Genomic DNA, 15,013 nt, shown 5'->3' on the forward strand with positions numbered 1-15,013 from the left:
CCTCTGCTTCAGATGTGGAACAGGACCGAGCCGTTATCCACGAGCACGGCCGCGTGGGGGTCGAGCCAATCGCAGCCGCGCGACGCGTAGTTGACCGTCATCGCTTCGACGCCATGCTCCGTTCCGTCGAAGCTGAAGCCGCTGACGTAGAGGTTGCGGTCGTTCATGTGCCAGCCCGTTTCGGGATCGTAGACCGGCGTTCCCGCGGCATCGTTGACGAACTCGACGGCGATCGTGTGCGGCCCCGACCCGAAGGCACCCGTGAGCGTGACGTCCTGGCGCGCGCCGGCACCATGATCGGCACTGACCTCGTAGGTACCCCCGACGCGCGCGCCGTCGACCGTGACCGTGAAGGCAGGACCGCCGTTCCAGAGATCACCGGAGACGTGGAAGGTCAGGGTGTCCGAACCGCACGGAACTACGGGGACGGTGGGCGGAGTGGTGGTGACGGGAGTGCTCGGAGCGGCCTCCACCGGCACTACGGGAGGCGCTGTCGGTGTCACGACCGGGGGGGCGGTCGAAGAGGATCCACCTTTGAAAGCGAAGGTTGCAGTCCCGTTATTGACGAAAACGGCGGCCTGGGTATCGAGCCAGTCGCAGCCGCCGGAGGCGTTGTTGGCGGTCATCGCCTCGACGCCGTGCTCCGCGCCATCGAAGCTGAACCCGCTGACGTAGAGGTTGCGGTCGTTCATGTGCCAGCCCGTTGCGGGATCGTAGACCGGCTGTCCCTGACCATCGTTGATGTACGTGACCGCGACGACATGGGGCCCCGCGCCGAAATCTCCGGTGAGGCTGATGTCCTGGCGCGCGCCGGAACCATGATCGGCGGTGACTTCGAAGATGCCGCCGACGCGCTGGCCATCAACCGTGACCGTGAATTCAGGGCCACCGTTCCAGAGGTCTCCAGAGACGTGGAAGGTCAGGGTATCCGAGCCGGATGCGGGCGGCCCGACCGTCGCCGCCACCGCCCCGTGAAGGTCGGAGGTATCGGCTCCGTCCGGCGACGCGATGTGCTGAAGCGCCACGGCGGTCGCGCTCGGATCGGCCGAATAGGCGCGCACATAGTCGACCAGCATCGAACGGGGATCGTCGGTCGTCCCCTCGACACCCCGCGACATCGCCAGCGCGATCACCGGGTACATCGCCCCGTGCATGTCGGCCGGCGTTGCGAGTTCTCCGATGGCGGTGCCGTCGTAGTAGAACGTGATGGTCGTCGGCGTCCAAAGTGCGCCGAAGGTGTGGAAGCCAGCCGAAAGGGTTGGCTGATTGGTCCAGACGGTCTGGAAGGTGTGCTCCCCGGTCTGCCCGGTGTGCACCGAGTTCGTCAGAGTGGTTGGATCGGCGCCGAAGGTTTCCACGATGTCGAGTTCCGGCGGCCAATGGCCATCGGCCGCGAGCAACCAGAAGCCTGGCCAGGAGCCCGCGCCCTCGGGCAAGTCGGCCCGCATCTCGAAGTAGCCGTAGGTCTGCGAGAACGTCTCGGCCGCGTGGATCAGCCCGGACGACCACAGGCCGGGATAGACCAGATCGGCCGCCGCGCCGGTGGCCGGGGCCGCCTCGATCCTCAGCGCTCCGTTCGTGATGGAGAACGGCTGGATCCCGGTGCTGGAATCGACGAAGGCCGACTGGCCAAATCCGATATCGACCCCGGGTCGCAGCAGGGAATCCGGGCGGGTATCCGCCCAAACGGTGCCGCTGCCCGTTGCTGATACGCTGAGTTGGTTGAATTCGTCGTCGAAGGTCAGCCGATAGCCGGTCAGATCGATCACGATGAAACCTCAGGTTGGTCTGGCGCAGCAGAGATCACGGCAGCATTGCGAATGCCTGCTCGATCGAAGGCTTTCGCGAAACCAAAGTCATTCGCCTTTGTCGAAAATGAGATTCTATTCGAGATCTTTCGAGTTCCTGAAAATCCGCTGCTGAAATTTCGAGCAACTGATTGAGCGGCGGCGAAACCGACAGGTTTTCATCACAAGACTGATGATCGCGCCTATCGCTGGCCAAGGGCGGCGAGCGTTCCCACAGCCGGAGGGGGCCGGAGTTCGACGGATGCGGCAGAGAGCTTCGCGCGGTAGAGCGCGATCAGGCCGTCGCACCAGGCCTCTGGAGTCGGGGCGAGGCTTCGCCCGTGATAGAATCCGGCTTCGCTCATGCGGCGCACGTGGAGATCGTCCGTGGCGAGGCGTGCGAGCTGTGCCGCCAGGCCCACTCGGTCGTCGGGATCGCAGGCCTCGGCACAGCCGGTATCGACGACTTCCGGCGCGATCAGGGCGTGGCGGGAGACGATCACCGGCAGGCCGCTCATGGCGGCCTCGAGCGTGACCAGCCCGAAGGTTTCCCGCCAGCGCGTCGGCACGACGATCAACCTGGCAGTCTCGACGAGGGCAGAGATCTCCGACGGCGAGCGCCACCCCAGGAGCCGAGCCTCCGGATAGATTGCGCTCAATTCGTCCTTGAGCGGTCCGTCGCCGACGACACAGAGTGGAACTTTCGCGTCACGCGCTGCCGCGGCAACGACGTCGACGCCTTTGTCCCGTTCGAGGCGCCCTACGAAGACGACCTCGCGGTTCTGCTCGGCTCTGATGCGCTCGGTTCGCCAGGGCAGCACGGGATTGCGCAGGACGGCGATCGCGTCCGGAGCGACGCCGCCGCGGATCAGGTAGGGACGCATGCCCTCATGCACCGCGACGACGCTGGCAGGGCTGTGCGCGAGGTCGAACGTCGCTTCGCGAACGACGTGGCGGCCGACCCGCCAGAGTTTGTGAGCGAAGTGGCGGCGATCGCAATTCGTGGCCACGCATCCGAGGGAGAGCGGGACCCGCTCACAGGCTTCTCCACGCGGGAACTCGAATTGCCCCCCGTTCGGACAGACGAGAAAGTAGTCGTGGGCCGTCATCAATAGGCGATCTGCGACGCGTCTCAACGGTACGAATGCCGACGGCGACAGCACCTTGTGCCAATTGTGGAGGTGGTAGACCGTGCCCGGCGTGTCGTTCTCGCGAATCCAGCGGTCGACGAATCCCAGGGCGGCCCGGCTGAACAGGCCCCGCGCCGCGGCCGTGCCGCGGCTGCCTTGAATCAGGCTGCGTGAGCCGAGCGAGTGCACCTCGATCCCCGCCCCCAAGGCCGCCGACCCCTCGCCGCCGCTGCCGTTGAGGATCGTCACCGGAATTCCCCGGCCGCTCAGCAACCGAGCGGAACTGAGGGCGATCCCGGCCGCTCCGCCGCTCTCGACGGCGTCGTCGCTGACGATGACCACGCGCTCGATCATGAAAGCCTCGCTTCGCTCACGGTTTCGCTCAAGGGTTAGGACAGGCTGTCGATCCGCTCGGGATCCAGGCGGCGACGCAGCAGGTCGACGAAAGCCGCGGCGTTGCCCGCGAGGCGTCCGCGGCGGTCCACATGCGGTTCGGGTCTCGCCGAACGCAGCAGGTTCATCGCGACGTTTCGGCTCATCAGCCAGGCAGCCCGATGCCAGACGTAGCTTCCCTTGCGCACGAGGTAGAGCGGGTTGGCGATCTGCGAGTAGCCGAAGCACAGACCCGATTGGCGGCCGCCCTTGACTCCGAGATGGACGCCAAGGGCATCCTCGACCTGCCCCAACGACCCGAACCGGGCGATGCGTCGGCTGAAATCGACATCCTCGAGCCAGCCGTAGCGCGGGAGGCTTTCGTCGAAGCGCAGGCCGCCCCGCCGGATCGCGCCGACGCTGAAGACCATGTTGCAGCCGTAGGCATTATAGGCTTCCGAGGTGGAGACCTCCGGGCTGCGCGCAGCGGCGAGCACGCGCTCTGCATCGTCGAAGCTGTAGCCGGCGCCGGTGATCCCGTCCGCCAGGACGACACCGGTCGCTCCAGCGAGGCCCGGATCTCGCAGGAAGGCCTGCTCCATCGCAGCGAGGTAGTCGTCGCCGACGACGAAATCGTCGTCCAGGAAGCAAACGAGGTCGAAGCCGTCCAGCCGTTCGAGGATGGCGTTGCGCTGGCGGGTCAGACCACGTGCGCCGACGAGCAGCGTGACGGCCGGCATTCCTGCGGCTTCGAGGCCGATATCGGCCGTCGTCGGCACGGAGACGAGAATCGCGTCCGGCGGCCTCGATTGCCGTCCAAGCCGCACGAGCATCTGGCAGGCGACATCGGGGCGACCCGCCGTCGCCAGCCCGACTGCGATGCGCAGTCTTCGGACTGGCGCGGGCAAGCGAGCATTCCAAGCCCCCTCCGATGCTGACTGCGCTTCGTGGGTAGAGGATTCGGGCTCCCACAAGATGCCCAACGGCGCGATGCTGCCGAAGCGATGGCTCGGCAGGCTGGTCGGACCCGCACCACTACGACTCGTCATCGTCGATGGGTCCGGATGATCGGCGAGCACCGCGGCACCCCGTGCCGTGGCAACCGACGATGGGGGAGATGGCACAATATCCTCGCGCGACATTTGAGCTGTCCTTCAAGTTTATATTTGATAAAGCAACTCATTTCCTGCTGTTCGACAAGATAAAGTCCAAAACAAGTAAATAATAGTTGACGCGTATTACTGATTTGATCGATATTTTGGCTCCGAGAAAGATTCTTGGGATTTGCGTAGGAGACCAGCACCATGAGGCACTGCGTCATTCGGTCGGTGATGGCAGGAAGTCTGCTGACGACGCTGCTCGGTTCGGCCTGGGCGACGCCGCAGCGTTACCGGCTTGGAGCGGAGGACCGCGTCCGTCTGCGGGTGAACGAGTGGCGCGCCGCGAAGGGCGAGACGTACGAGTGGGCGGCGTTTTCCGGGGAATTCACCGTCGAGGCGGGCGGCCTGTTGTCCCTGCCTCTCATCGGCGAGATTGAGGCTGCGGGAAAGACGACGGAAGAGATTGCCGCAGTGATCGGCGAGCGGTTGCAAAGGAAGGCGGGGCTGACGCAACGGCCGGACGCGTCGGTCGAGGTCTCGCAGTTCCGACCGATCTACGTCGTAGGCCAGGTCGACAAGCCCGGGGCCTATCCGTACCGCCCGCGAATGACCGTTCTTCAGGCGGTGAGCCTGGCGGGTGGTTTCTATCGGCCGCCGGAACTGGGCATGCAGCGCCTGTCCCGGGAGGCGATCAGCGCTCGCGGAGAACTGCGCGACGCCGAGATCGAGCAAACCGCGCTGATCGCCCGCCGGTCGCGTCTCGAAGTCGAGATGCGGGAGGGAGCCACGCTCACATTCCCCGACGCCGTGACGGCCCGCAAGGGCAGCCCTGCCGTCGCCGATGCGATGCGTGAGGAGCAGGCCCTGTTCGATGCCCGGCGCAAGGCCCTCTCGTCGCAACTCGAGGCGCTCACCCAGGCCAAGGAGCTCATCAAGGCGGAGATCGAGACTCTGCAGGCGAAGATCGCCTCGCAGGATCGTCAGGTGGCGCTTGCGCGCAAGGAGCTCGACAGCATCGTCGCCCTCGTCCAGCGAGGCTTGTCGATCAGCCCGCGACAGCTCGCTCTGGAACAGACCGTGGCCCAGATGGAAAGCGCACGGCTCGACAACGTGCTCGCCATCTCTCGGTCGCGTCAGGACATCAGCCGCAACGAGCGCATGGTCCTCGACCTTAAGAACCAGCGCCAGACCGGCGTGCTGGCTGATCTGCGCGATGCCCAGACCAAGCTCGCCAAGATCGGGGAGAAAGCCGAGACCATGCGGAACCTGATCACCGACAGCGAGGTGATCGCACCGCGTATGCTGGAACAGTCGCAGGCCGATAGGCGCCGAAACCCGGTCTTTGCCCTGGTCCGCCAGGGTCAGGATGGTGGACAGGAGATCGCCGCGACGGAAAGCGACGTGATCGAGCCGGGCGACGTGCTGAAAGTCGATGGCGAGCGTCTCGATGCCGGTGGCGCGGACCGCCGCTCTGCGATCTCGGTTGATAGTCCGGCCCGGCTGGCCGAGGCTCGCTGACGATGCAGGAGGAAGCCTGCGAGGCTTCCTCCGCCAACGGGGGTGCGGCGATGCCATCCCCGCACCTCAGATCGACTGCAAAACAGATGCGGTGTCGCGAACCTTATTGAGCACGACGCCGAAGACGTGGGCTCGGCTGGCGTCGAGGGCATGGGCAGCCTCGGACAAGACCGCGGCTTCGGTCTCGCCCCACGCAGCGACCAGGAGCAATCCGTCCACAAGCCGACCCACTGCTCGGACGTCGGCGGAATCTTGCATTGCCGTGAGATCGAGGATGACGATGTCGTAAGACGTCGACAGTTCAGCGAGCAGCACGCTTGCCTGCCGCGAACTGATGATGTCGCTCGATTGGGCAATCGGCATCGTGAAGACCAATGGCAGCAGGTCCAGGTTCGGTAGCCGCGTCGCCAGAATCGCGTCCGCGTCGCGCTCGAGCGTCTCAACCAATCCAGCCGTGGCCGCGGGAGCGTTGGCGCGCGTGAGGTCGGCCGTCCGGAAATCGGCATCAACAAGGAGTGTGCGGTGATTAGCCTGGGCGTAGAGCGCAGCGAGGTTGAGCGCGATACTGCTTTTGCCCTCTCCCGACGCGGTCGAGACGATGCCAATCGTCGTCATCGTGCGGTTCTCGCGGGACGCGTCGATAGAGATCTTGGTGCGCCGTAGCGCCCGGCTGAAAGCCGAGAACGGCGCCTCGACCACCTCGAAGCCCATAGGGCGATCGCTCTTGCCGCCCTTCCCACCGGTCCGATTTTCCGCCACGAACGGCATCAGGCCCAGACAGTCGAGACGGGTTGCCTGGGAGACGTCCTGGGCCGTCCGCACGGTTCGGTCGAGGCCCGCCCGCACCGTCGCAAACACCGTTCCACCGAGCAGGCCGAAAGCAGCACCGAGCGCGAGAAGCAAACCCGTCTTCGGGCTGCTTTTGCCGAGCGGGGCGCTAGCCGGCGCGACGATCCGAGCACTCGAAACTGGGAGCGTTTCCTTCTGTGAGGTCTCCGTCAGTTTCTCGAGCAGATTCTGATACATCTTCCGGTAGCTCTCGGCTTGGGCCTCCATCTCGGACAGAACCACCTTCGACTGACGGCGCTTGTCCACGACGGCAACGAGCTTGCCGACCTCGCCCTCGAGGGCGCGCTCACGCTGCACGGAGATCTCGTAGTCACTGAGATAGGTCTGAGCGATCCGCTGCATCTCGGTTGCGATCTCGGCCTCGGCTTGGGTGGCATCAGCATGCGCCTTGACGACCGATGGATGGGTGGGGCCGTAGCGGTCTCGGAATTCGGCCTCCTTCGCGATGGCGTTCTGCTGCCGCTCGCGGAGATTGGTAATGACTTGATTGTTGAGCGCCTCGCCCACCGATGCGCTGCCAGCGGCCGCACCGCCTACCGCACGCACTCGCGCTAGCCTCGCTGCCGATTGCGTTGTCTGTGCGCGCGCCGAGACGAGTTCGGTGTTCATCTCGCTGAGCTGTTGCTCGACGAGGAGATTGGTGCCGGCGGTGACGAGGCCGTTCTTGGACTTGAAGTCTTCGACGGCGCGCGCAGCGTCGTTCAGCGTCCCGCGCAGCTCTGTGATGCGCAGTTTCAGCCAGTCCACGCCCTGGCGGGCCCCTTGCGACTTCGCGTCGAATTGATCGCGCAGATAGGCGCTGGCGTAGGCGTTGGCGATCTGTGCGGCGAGGTCCGCGCGCGTCGACCAGGCAGAGATTTCGATGACATAGGATTGGCCGATGCGGCGCACGCCAACATGTTTGGCGAGGTTCGCGATCGTCCCGCGCAGGCGTTGCGCTTCGTCACGACCAGCGTCGGCTGAAGAAGACGCATCGGGTTGCGGATTCATGCGGCCGGGATCGGCCTGGAACTCATGGTCCGTGGCGAGTTTGAGATCCGCAACGACCCAGGCCGCCAAGCGCTCCGAGCGCAGGATTTCGACCTGGCTCTCGACCTGAGCGTTGTCGAGCGTGAGATCCAGCATGCCTGGCTCGAACCAGAGCAACTGTTGCTGCTTTTGCGGCTCGATGAGGAGCTGCACGCTCGCAACGTATGTAGGCGTGCTGAAGATACAAAAGACCGCTGCGGCCGCGACGCAAAGTCCGATTGCTCCGATGATCGTCCAGAGCGAGCGCCGCAAGGCAGTGCCGATTCCCCCTAGCGAAAAGGCCGCTCGGCGAGGTGAGGCATCGTTCTGCGCATCCGGCAAAAAGGCCGGGTTCAATCGAAGCATGGCTCGACGACTTCCCGGCAGGGCGGCAGAAGCCAATGCGCCCCGCGCTGCCGACGCGAGGGCATCGTGCGCACAGGATCGTCAGTAGACGCCGCGAGAGCTGATGAGCGCCGGCACGGTTTTCAAAATGATCGCAAGGTCGCCAGTCATGGACCAATGGCGCACGTACTCTCGGTCCAACATGACCCGTTCGTCGTAGCTGGTGTCATTGCGCCCGCTGCATTGCCAGAGGCCCGTCAGGCCCGGCCTGACGGATTGGTATTCCGCGATGGCGCTGCCATAGCGTATCAGTTCCTGCGCAACGATCGGCCGTGGCCCGACGATGCTCATTTCGCCACGGATGATATTGAGCAACTGCGGAAGTTCATCGAGACTGGTTTCGCGCAGAATTTTGCCGAGCGGAGTCACGCGCGGGTCGTACTTCAGTTTGCGTGTTGCCTGCCACTCCAACATGGCGCCCGAGTCCATTGCGAGGTGCCGAACCAAAGCAGCATCGGCATCACGAACCATTGTCCTGAACTTGAAGCATGGGAATATTGCTCCGCCCTTGCCCACGCGGGGGTGACGGATGAAGACAGGGCGTCCTTCCATGATCAGGATTGCTGAAGCAACGATCAGCAAGAGTACGCTCAGTAAGATTAGGCTTGCCGCGGCGACGAATACGTCGAAGACTCGCTTCGCCACCGCTGCGTGGCTTGCTCCAGACATCCGATCGGATTGAACTTCGAGTGCACCGGATTCGCCTTGGGGAAGCTGCAGAGAAAGCTTGGGCAACTGACTTCTCCTCCGACAGGACGCTGTCTGCACACACTCGGCACCGAGTTCGATCGGATCGTGAACGATCCGCCTCACTCGTATTCAGTCGCTCCAAGAAAGTTGTTCGTTCGAACGACAGAATTTCAAATGCTTGAAAGTGCAGATCCGAATGATCACAGTACCCGCATGAGGCTGGTCAGATGCCTCAAGCACTCAACGATTTGTTAACTATTCCCGGGTTGGTGCACTGCGGCAATGGCCGGGCCTGTCGGAAAAATCGCAGCTTCGTCAGGTTTTCCCCTAAGCTATGACCCCTGTGCTTGGCTTCCCGGCGCAGCTGCATGAGCAGCAAGGCAGATGCAGTCTGCATCCCGCTCATCGGCGGGAGCTACTTACAGATTACCGCGCCCGCAACGCTGCAAATGCAGCCAGTAATCCATTGATTGAAAAATATACATGTTCGTAAGAAAATATCCGACTGAAGAAGTCGCGGGATGCGGGCGGCAAAAAATTTCATGAAGGCTTGGTTTTATAGATTTTGCCGGAAAAATAGGCGCATGAAAGCTAATTTTTTGACCAAATATGTAATATCCATGCTTGACCTCCGGTTTGCATTCTCGCAAGTTTGCAGTGCACCATTGTTTTGGTGCGTCTGCCACGGGACGGGTGCGAGAGGGCAGTCCCTACGGCTGGGTCATGATGCCATGGAATTATAATAGGTAAATAATCTTAGATTCGACTTGAGGAGCAGTGCCTCAAGATGCGTCGAACCTTATGAATAGCTCCGGATACACTGCCTCTGAGGAGTCCGATCATGCGGAACGTTACCGACGAGTGCATTCAGATTGTGATTGGCGACGGGCATCCGATGTTTGTCGACGGTATTCGCGCGCTGCTGCACAGCATCGAAACGCTGAGCATTGTTGCCGAAGTCTCCACGGGATCAGCCGCATACCGCAGTATCATGGAGTTCAGCCCACGCATTGCTATCCTCGATAGTGCAATGGCCGGCATGCGCGGACTTGCGATTCTCGATCAACTTCGCGCCGATGCCGAAGGAACGGCGATCATCATTCTCAGCGACTGCGAAGAAACCACTTATGTTCATCGTGTGCTGGCGACAGGCGTGCGCGGCTACTTGCTCAAGAGATCCACGGGCTCGAGCATCATCGAAGCCGTCCATGCCGTGAGCCGTGGAGGCCTCTACCTCGATCCTGCCGTCGCCGCACAGATCATCCCCACCGGCGTCTTCGGCGTGTCGGGACCGGCGGGAGCTAAACCCGCAGTACGCGCACTGACGGAGCGGGAACGCGAGGTGCTACGCTTAATCGCGCTCGGGTTTACGAACAAGGAAGTTGCCGGCCGACTTGGTATCACGACCAAGTCCATCGAGACCTACAAAACACGAGCCACAGAGAAACTCGACATCCATAGCCGGGCCAAAATCGTGCAATACGCGATGGTTCAGGGGTGGCTCGAGAGTCCTCTTCCGTAAGGCCGTGGGCATGCTCATTGCCTGACATCCAGTCGGACGCGGGCACTGCGACTTCCAATATTGGGAGAAAGACGCGGTAGGTCCGCGCTTACGACTCGCGGCCGAACTGCTGCTTCCCCGACTGGATTTCCTTGCGGTCGGTGGAGCTTGTGCGCCGCAGGCGGCTATCGAGAAGAGCTCGCGCAACGACGCCAAGACCATAGCCGATCTGCAGGGCAACGATGGCAACGATGAAGGCAACGCCGACCGGGTAGGCCGGAGCGACATCGGACGACACAAACAAGGTGCCGAGAACCAGGGAGATCACGACACCTAGGGCAATCGCCACAAGGCCGGAGACACGCGAAAACAGGCTGAGAATCGCACCCGCACCCAGGAGGCAAAGCCCGAAAATCACCATCGGCAGTTTGTCCCCTGGAAGACAGCCAGACGCTCACTCAGTCGTATACGAAGAAATTCTTAAGTATTAGCTCCGGTTCCAGCGCTGCTGCCGGTCGGACCCATCCACTGAGAAAGCCGCCGGGTGAGCACCCTGGTTGTCTTCGACAAGACAATGCTGTGGGCTGTGCTAGCTATGCGTTTAGGCACGCCCTCGCGAGAACGGTCACGACCCGAGGGCATTTAACACCGCGGCGGGATCGACCGAAAAATCCTGCCTTTCGTTCTCCGAGCCGCCCGACACGTGGGAATAGGCATGGTCGTGCAGGGACGCCATGTGCAGGTACGTGGTCTTGCGCGCGTTGGAAGGGAAGATCTCGACGACCCGCGCACCGGGCGCGGCCCAGACGATGTTCGTCAGCGCCGCGCCGTGCACCGACACAATCTCACGCGCGGCCATGAAGCGTGCGATCTGCTCCTCCGGGTTGTCCCTGTGTGCGGTGAAGGAGACGAAGCCGCGCTCGGTCAGCCGCGCGATCAAATCCGTCTCGCCGATCAGCCGGCGGATGCGGGTGCCGGTGCGCGGCACGTAGAGTCTGGATGGCAGCGCCGCACCTCGATCCGGGAAAGCTTCGCGCAGCAGGCCGACCGCTTCCGGGTAGGCGTAGAAGTGCTCGACGGAGGCGGCGACCGGCTTGCAGAACAGGTATTGCTCTGGCGCGTAGGTCGCGAAGGGCCGCGCCTCCTCGAAGGCGATGGCAATGCCGAGCCTTTTCAGAATATTCGCGACTGCGTCGAGCAGCGGCAGATCGCGTTGCGCGATCACGGTGAGCGGCTTTCCAGCGAGACGCTCACGTTCGGCGAGCAGCATGTCGACGACCGGCAGGATGTGCTCGACGAGGAGATGGAAGTGGTTTTTCACTGGCGGGATCGCCCAGGCGGCGCCCCTCAACCGCACGCGCTTCAGCCGCGAAAATCCCGGGAACGCAATTCCCCAATTCACCTCGGTGCTTCCGTAGAAGGCGAGCAACCGCCCCGTCTCCGCATCCACCGGCAGCAGGTTGTGGCCCGGCACAATGACGCCCGGGACGAGTGAGGAGAGACGACGGACTTCCAGCGGCTCCAGCGGACCGAAGCGCGAGACGCCTCCCTCCGATGTATGGCCCGGATGCCCAAGATGCCAGGTCGGCGCGTCGACGTTGGCGACGCTGAGCGCGCGGAATTCCTCGGCGTAGGGCGCCTGCGTCATCCGCGTTGGGATGCGGGTCTCGCTCAGCCAGTCGAAGCGTGAGGGAGGGCCGAGGATCGCGTGATAGCCGACAGCAGCGGTGAGCGCAGGGGCGGATCGTTCGAGCCGCAGCATAGCCTGCGTGAGATATAGCTTGGGATCGAGCGCCCTTTTCCACGCTGCCCGGCCACGTGCCACCCGACGCAGGCTCCCCGATCACTCGACTTGGCCGTATCCGGGCGGTTTATGGCATGGCGTGGGAGACCGGTCGATGCACATTCTCTTCATCTGCCCGACGCGGGCCCGCTTCGATCTCGCGACGCCGGCGAGCGAAGGCCTGGGCGGCATCGAGAGCACGAACCTCGAACTGTGCCGGGCGCTCGCTCGGCGGGGCTACGCGGTCACGCTGCTGACCCGCACCGAGCGTGTCGTGGAGGCGGACGGTGTCGTCAACCGGCCGCTGGAGGAACTGCGCGGCATCCGCGCTGACGTCGCCGTATCAAGCAACGAGCCGCGGCTGCTCGACGGTCTGGCGGGCAGCCCGCGGACGGTGCTCTGGATGCACAATCCGCTGCCCGTCGAGAAGGCCATGCGTCGGGGCTATCTTCTCCCCATTCTGCGGATTCGCCCTGACGCGGTCTTCGTCGGCGAGGTCGCCGAGCGCGCGGCGAGCCGCGTCTACCGGTTCCGCAGCCACTTGGTCATCCCGCACGGTCTCGGCGAGTCGTTTTGCAGCGCGCCGGTCGCCGATGGAGGGTCGCGGGACTTCGTCTTTGCCTCGCAGCAGCAGCGCGGGCTCGACCGGACCCTGCACGCCTGGAAGGCGTCGGGGGTGCATGGGGCGCTCGGCGGCACGCTTCGCGTATTCGGGACGGCCCGGGAGAGTTTGCGTCCCGCTGCTGCGCGCGCGCTCGGGCCTGGCGTGACGTTTCACCCGCGTCAGACCGCCGAGGCGCTGGCGCAAGCCTATCGTGGCTGTCGCGCCATGCTCTACCCGGGCGCGATCGACGAGACCTTCTGCCTCGCGGCGGCCGAGGCCCAGGCCATGGGCCTGCCCGTCGTCACCCTCGGGATCGGGGCGCTGTCCGAGCGGGTCCGGCACGGCATCGACGGGCTGATCGCGCGGGACGACCGGGAGTTCGCCCGCTTCGCCGCACTGCTCGCACGCGACGACGATCTGTGGCGCCACCTCCACGAGGGTGCCCTCCTCCAGCGATCGGCTCTGACCTGGGAGCGCGCCGCGTTGCTGTGGGACAGTCTGCTACTCGGAAACCGTGACGCTCCGGCCTCGCGGTGATGGCCTCTCGTTCCAGGCGACGTATCCGTTGGACTGCGCTATGGGCTGAGGACGCGCAGGCGGCGCCCGTCCCGGTCGATCCGCCGCGTCCCGATTTTCCGTCCGCAGCGCCGAGGCGAGGCACCCGAGATCGTTTGGCGATCATGAGCCGCAAACTGTCGTGCACCGTCATCACGATGAACGAGGAGGATCGGATCGAGCGATGCTTGGCCAGCGTCCGCGGCATCGCCGACGAGATCGTCGTCGTCGATTCGGGGAGTACCGACCGGACGCTCGAGATCGCGCGGGATTGCGGGGCGGTCTGCCACGTCAATGCGTGGCGGGGATACGGACAGCAGAAGCGCTTCGCGGAAGACGTGGCAGCGAACGACTGGATCCTGAACCTCGACGCCGACGAGTGGCTGACCGATGCGGCCCGCCAGGAGATCGCGGCGATCATGGGCAGTCCGCAGCCCGATCCCGAGATCCACGGCTACCGGTTCGATATCCGGCATGTCTATCCGGGCCGGTCCAAGCCGCGCCTGCTGGCCGACAGCCACAAATACATCAGGTTGTACGACAAGACACGCTGCCGGTTCCCCGACAGCGCCGTGTTCGACGAGATCAAGCTCGATGCCAGAAACACGGGCCGCATCCGAGGGCCCGTGCTCCACCAGTCGCTGAGATCGCTCTCGCATCTGATGAAGAAGAACGTCGCGTATTATCGACTGCAGACCACCGAGATCGACAAGGCTCCGAGCCTGCTCCTGCTCAGGATGGTCACGGAGCCTTTCACGGTCTTCTTCAAATACTACGTCCTGAAGAGGCACTTCACGGGCGGAGCCTATGGCTTGGCCGTCGCCTCGACGATCGCAGGGTTGCGGACCTACCGGTTGGCGTTGTTGCGCCGGAATGGGAAAAGCCGTGCCTCCGGCTGACGCGGAAGATCCTGCAGACGCCGCGTTGCGACGCTCGCCGGGTCGAGGTTCAGCCGCCGATGGGCTCTTGATGGACGACGCTGCATACCAAAAGCTTCTGCGCCGGAACCTGAAGAGGCATGCCCGCGTCGCTCGCTGGGACAGGCCGCTGCAGGGCCGTGCCGAGCGTGCCAAGGCCTGGCTGAACATGCTGTTCGCCGATCATGGCCTGTTCCGGCTGGCGTACCTGAACGCGCATCCGGTCGGGACCGGCCGACTGTGGCGCTCTGCGCAGCCGACGCCGCGCCAGCTCGCGCGCTTCCACCGTGCCGGCATCCGCAGCGTGATCTGCCTGCGCGGACAGCGGGAATACGGCTCCTGGCCCCTGGAGCGGGACGCCTGCCGCGACCTCGGCATCGACCTGCACGACGTGACCGTGCGCTCGCGCGAGGCACCGCAGGTCGAGACCGTATTGGAGCTCAAGCGGCTCTTCGAGACGATCCGCTATCCCGCATTGATCCACTGCAAGTCAGGCGCCGACCGTGCCGGGCTGGCGGCGGCCCTGTACCTGATCTTCCAGGAAAAGCGGCCCGTGCCCGAGGCCGCGCGACAGCTCTCGCTACGCTACGGCCATATGCGGAGCGCGAAGACCGGCATCCTTTATCGCTTCCTCTGCGCCTACTCGGACTACGACGCCCATACCCCGATCGCCTTCGAGGATTGGGTCGCCGAGGTCTACGACCCGCAGGCCTTGGCCGGCACCCAGAAGCCCCGCGGGCTGCAGGATTTCGTCGCCGACCACGTGTTGCATCGCGAGTGACGGACGCTCGCCG

Annotated in this window: 12 protein-coding genes; 5 read left to right on the top strand and 7 right to left on the bottom strand. The window is 64.1% G+C overall.

Features of this window, described 5'->3' with window-relative positions; all coding sequences use genetic code 11:
* Positions 1-8: 8 nt before the first annotated feature.
* The 3 genes from HCU64_RS15320 to HCU64_RS15330 all read right to left on the bottom strand — a co-directional run bounded on the left by HCU64_RS15320 (position 9) and on the right by HCU64_RS15330 (position 4,197).
* Complete coding sequence (locus HCU64_RS15320) at positions 9-1,769, bottom strand: carbohydrate-binding domain-containing protein (protein WP_233384924.1); 1,761 nt, start codon at positions 1,767-1,769, stop codon at positions 9-11.
* 221 nt (positions 1,770-1,990) lie between these two features.
* Positions 1,991-3,271 carry a glycosyltransferase family 4 protein gene (locus HCU64_RS15325; protein WP_233384925.1) on the bottom strand — a complete coding sequence of 427 codons (1,281 nt, stop codon included), beginning with the start codon at positions 3,269-3,271 and terminating at the stop codon, positions 1,991-1,993.
* A gap of 35 nt (positions 3,272-3,306) precedes the next feature.
* Positions 3,307-4,197 (bottom strand): glycosyltransferase family 2 protein, encoded by an 891-nt coding sequence (locus HCU64_RS15330; protein ID WP_233384926.1) that lies wholly within the window; start codon positions 4,195-4,197, stop codon positions 3,307-3,309.
* Positions 4,198-4,593: 396 nt separating this feature from the next.
* Here HCU64_RS15330 and HCU64_RS15335 point away from each other — a divergent pair, with 396 nt between their 5' ends.
* Positions 4,594-5,907, top strand: a complete 1,314-nt coding sequence (locus tag HCU64_RS15335) for a polysaccharide biosynthesis/export family protein (protein WP_233384927.1) — start codon at positions 4,594-4,596, stop codon at positions 5,905-5,907.
* 66 nt (positions 5,908-5,973) lie between these two features.
* On the opposite strand, the gene HCU64_RS15340 is transcribed toward HCU64_RS15335, so the two are convergent.
* Both HCU64_RS15340 and HCU64_RS15345 read right to left on the bottom strand, forming a co-directional pair.
* Positions 5,974-8,130 (bottom strand): GumC family protein, encoded by a 2,157-nt coding sequence (locus tag HCU64_RS15340; RefSeq protein ID WP_233384928.1) that lies wholly within the window; start codon positions 8,128-8,130, stop codon positions 5,974-5,976.
* 81 nt (positions 8,131-8,211) lie between these two features.
* The gene (locus HCU64_RS15345; protein ID WP_233384929.1) at positions 8,212-8,904 is read right to left on the bottom strand and encodes a sugar transferase; all 693 of its coding nucleotides are present in this window, start codon (positions 8,902-8,904) and stop codon (positions 8,212-8,214) included.
* A 796-nt stretch (positions 8,905-9,700) separates the two neighbouring features.
* On the opposite strand from HCU64_RS15345, the gene HCU64_RS15350 reads away from it, so the two are divergent.
* A complete protein-coding gene (locus HCU64_RS15350) occupies positions 9,701-10,381 on the top strand; it encodes a LuxR C-terminal-related transcriptional regulator (RefSeq protein ID WP_233384930.1) in 681 nt (226 codons plus the stop codon).
* Positions 10,382-10,469: 88 nt separating this feature from the next.
* Here the strand turns inward: HCU64_RS15350 and HCU64_RS15355 are convergent, their stop codons facing one another.
* Positions 10,470-10,781: a hypothetical protein gene (locus tag HCU64_RS15355; protein ID WP_233384932.1), complete on the bottom strand. Its 312-nt coding sequence runs from the start codon at positions 10,779-10,781 to the stop codon at positions 10,470-10,472.
* 204 nt (positions 10,782-10,985) lie between these two features.
* On the bottom strand, positions 10,986-12,185 hold the full coding sequence (locus HCU64_RS25440; protein WP_233384933.1) for a glycosyltransferase family 61 protein: 1,200 nt from the start codon (positions 12,183-12,185) through the stop codon (positions 10,986-10,988).
* Positions 12,186-12,258: 73 nt separating this feature from the next.
* Between HCU64_RS25440 and HCU64_RS15365 the strand changes: the two genes are divergently transcribed.
* The 3 genes from HCU64_RS15365 to HCU64_RS15375 all read left to right on the top strand — a co-directional run bounded on the left by HCU64_RS15365 (position 12,259) and on the right by HCU64_RS15375 (position 15,000).
* Positions 12,259-13,284: a glycosyltransferase family 4 protein gene (locus tag HCU64_RS15365; protein WP_233384935.1), complete on the top strand. Its 1,026-nt coding sequence runs from the start codon at positions 12,259-12,261 to the stop codon at positions 13,282-13,284.
* A 143-nt stretch (positions 13,285-13,427) separates the two neighbouring features.
* Complete coding sequence (locus HCU64_RS15370) at positions 13,428-14,201, top strand: glycosyltransferase family 2 protein (RefSeq protein WP_233384937.1); 774 nt, start codon at positions 13,428-13,430, stop codon at positions 14,199-14,201.
* A gap of 70 nt (positions 14,202-14,271) precedes the next feature.
* On the top strand, positions 14,272-15,000 hold the full coding sequence (locus HCU64_RS15375) for a tyrosine-protein phosphatase (protein WP_233384939.1): 729 nt from the start codon (positions 14,272-14,274) through the stop codon (positions 14,998-15,000).
* Positions 15,001-15,013: the final 13 nt, after the last annotated feature.

It is taken from the genome of Methylobacterium sp. C25, assembly GCF_021352225.1.
Lineage (GTDB): Bacteria > Pseudomonadota > Alphaproteobacteria > Rhizobiales > Beijerinckiaceae > Methylobacterium.

Excerpts from the sequence above, each read along its gene's own strand:
- HCU64_RS15325 (WP_233384925.1), bottom strand. The coding sequence starts at position 3,271 with ATGATCGAGCGCGTGGTCATCGTCAGCGACGACGCCGTCGAGAGCGGC.
- HCU64_RS15335 (WP_233384927.1), top strand. The coding sequence starts at position 4,594 with ATGAGGCACTGCGTCATTCGGTCGGTGATGGCAGGAAGTCTGCTGACG.
- HCU64_RS15340 (WP_233384928.1), bottom strand. The coding sequence starts at position 8,130 with ATGCTTCGATTGAACCCGGCCTTTTTGCCGGATGCGCAGAACGATGCC.
- HCU64_RS15350 (WP_233384930.1), top strand. The coding sequence starts at position 9,701 with ATGCGGAACGTTACCGACGAGTGCATTCAGATTGTGATTGGCGACGGG.
- HCU64_RS15355 (WP_233384932.1), bottom strand. The coding sequence starts at position 10,781 with ATGGTGATTTTCGGGCTTTGCCTCCTGGGTGCGGGTGCGATTCTCAGC.
- HCU64_RS15365 (WP_233384935.1), top strand. The coding sequence starts at position 12,259 with ATGCACATTCTCTTCATCTGCCCGACGCGGGCCCGCTTCGATCTCGCG.
- HCU64_RS15370 (WP_233384937.1), top strand. The coding sequence starts at position 13,428 with ATGAGCCGCAAACTGTCGTGCACCGTCATCACGATGAACGAGGAGGAT.
- HCU64_RS15375 (WP_233384939.1), top strand. The coding sequence starts at position 14,272 with ATGGACGACGCTGCATACCAAAAGCTTCTGCGCCGGAACCTGAAGAGG.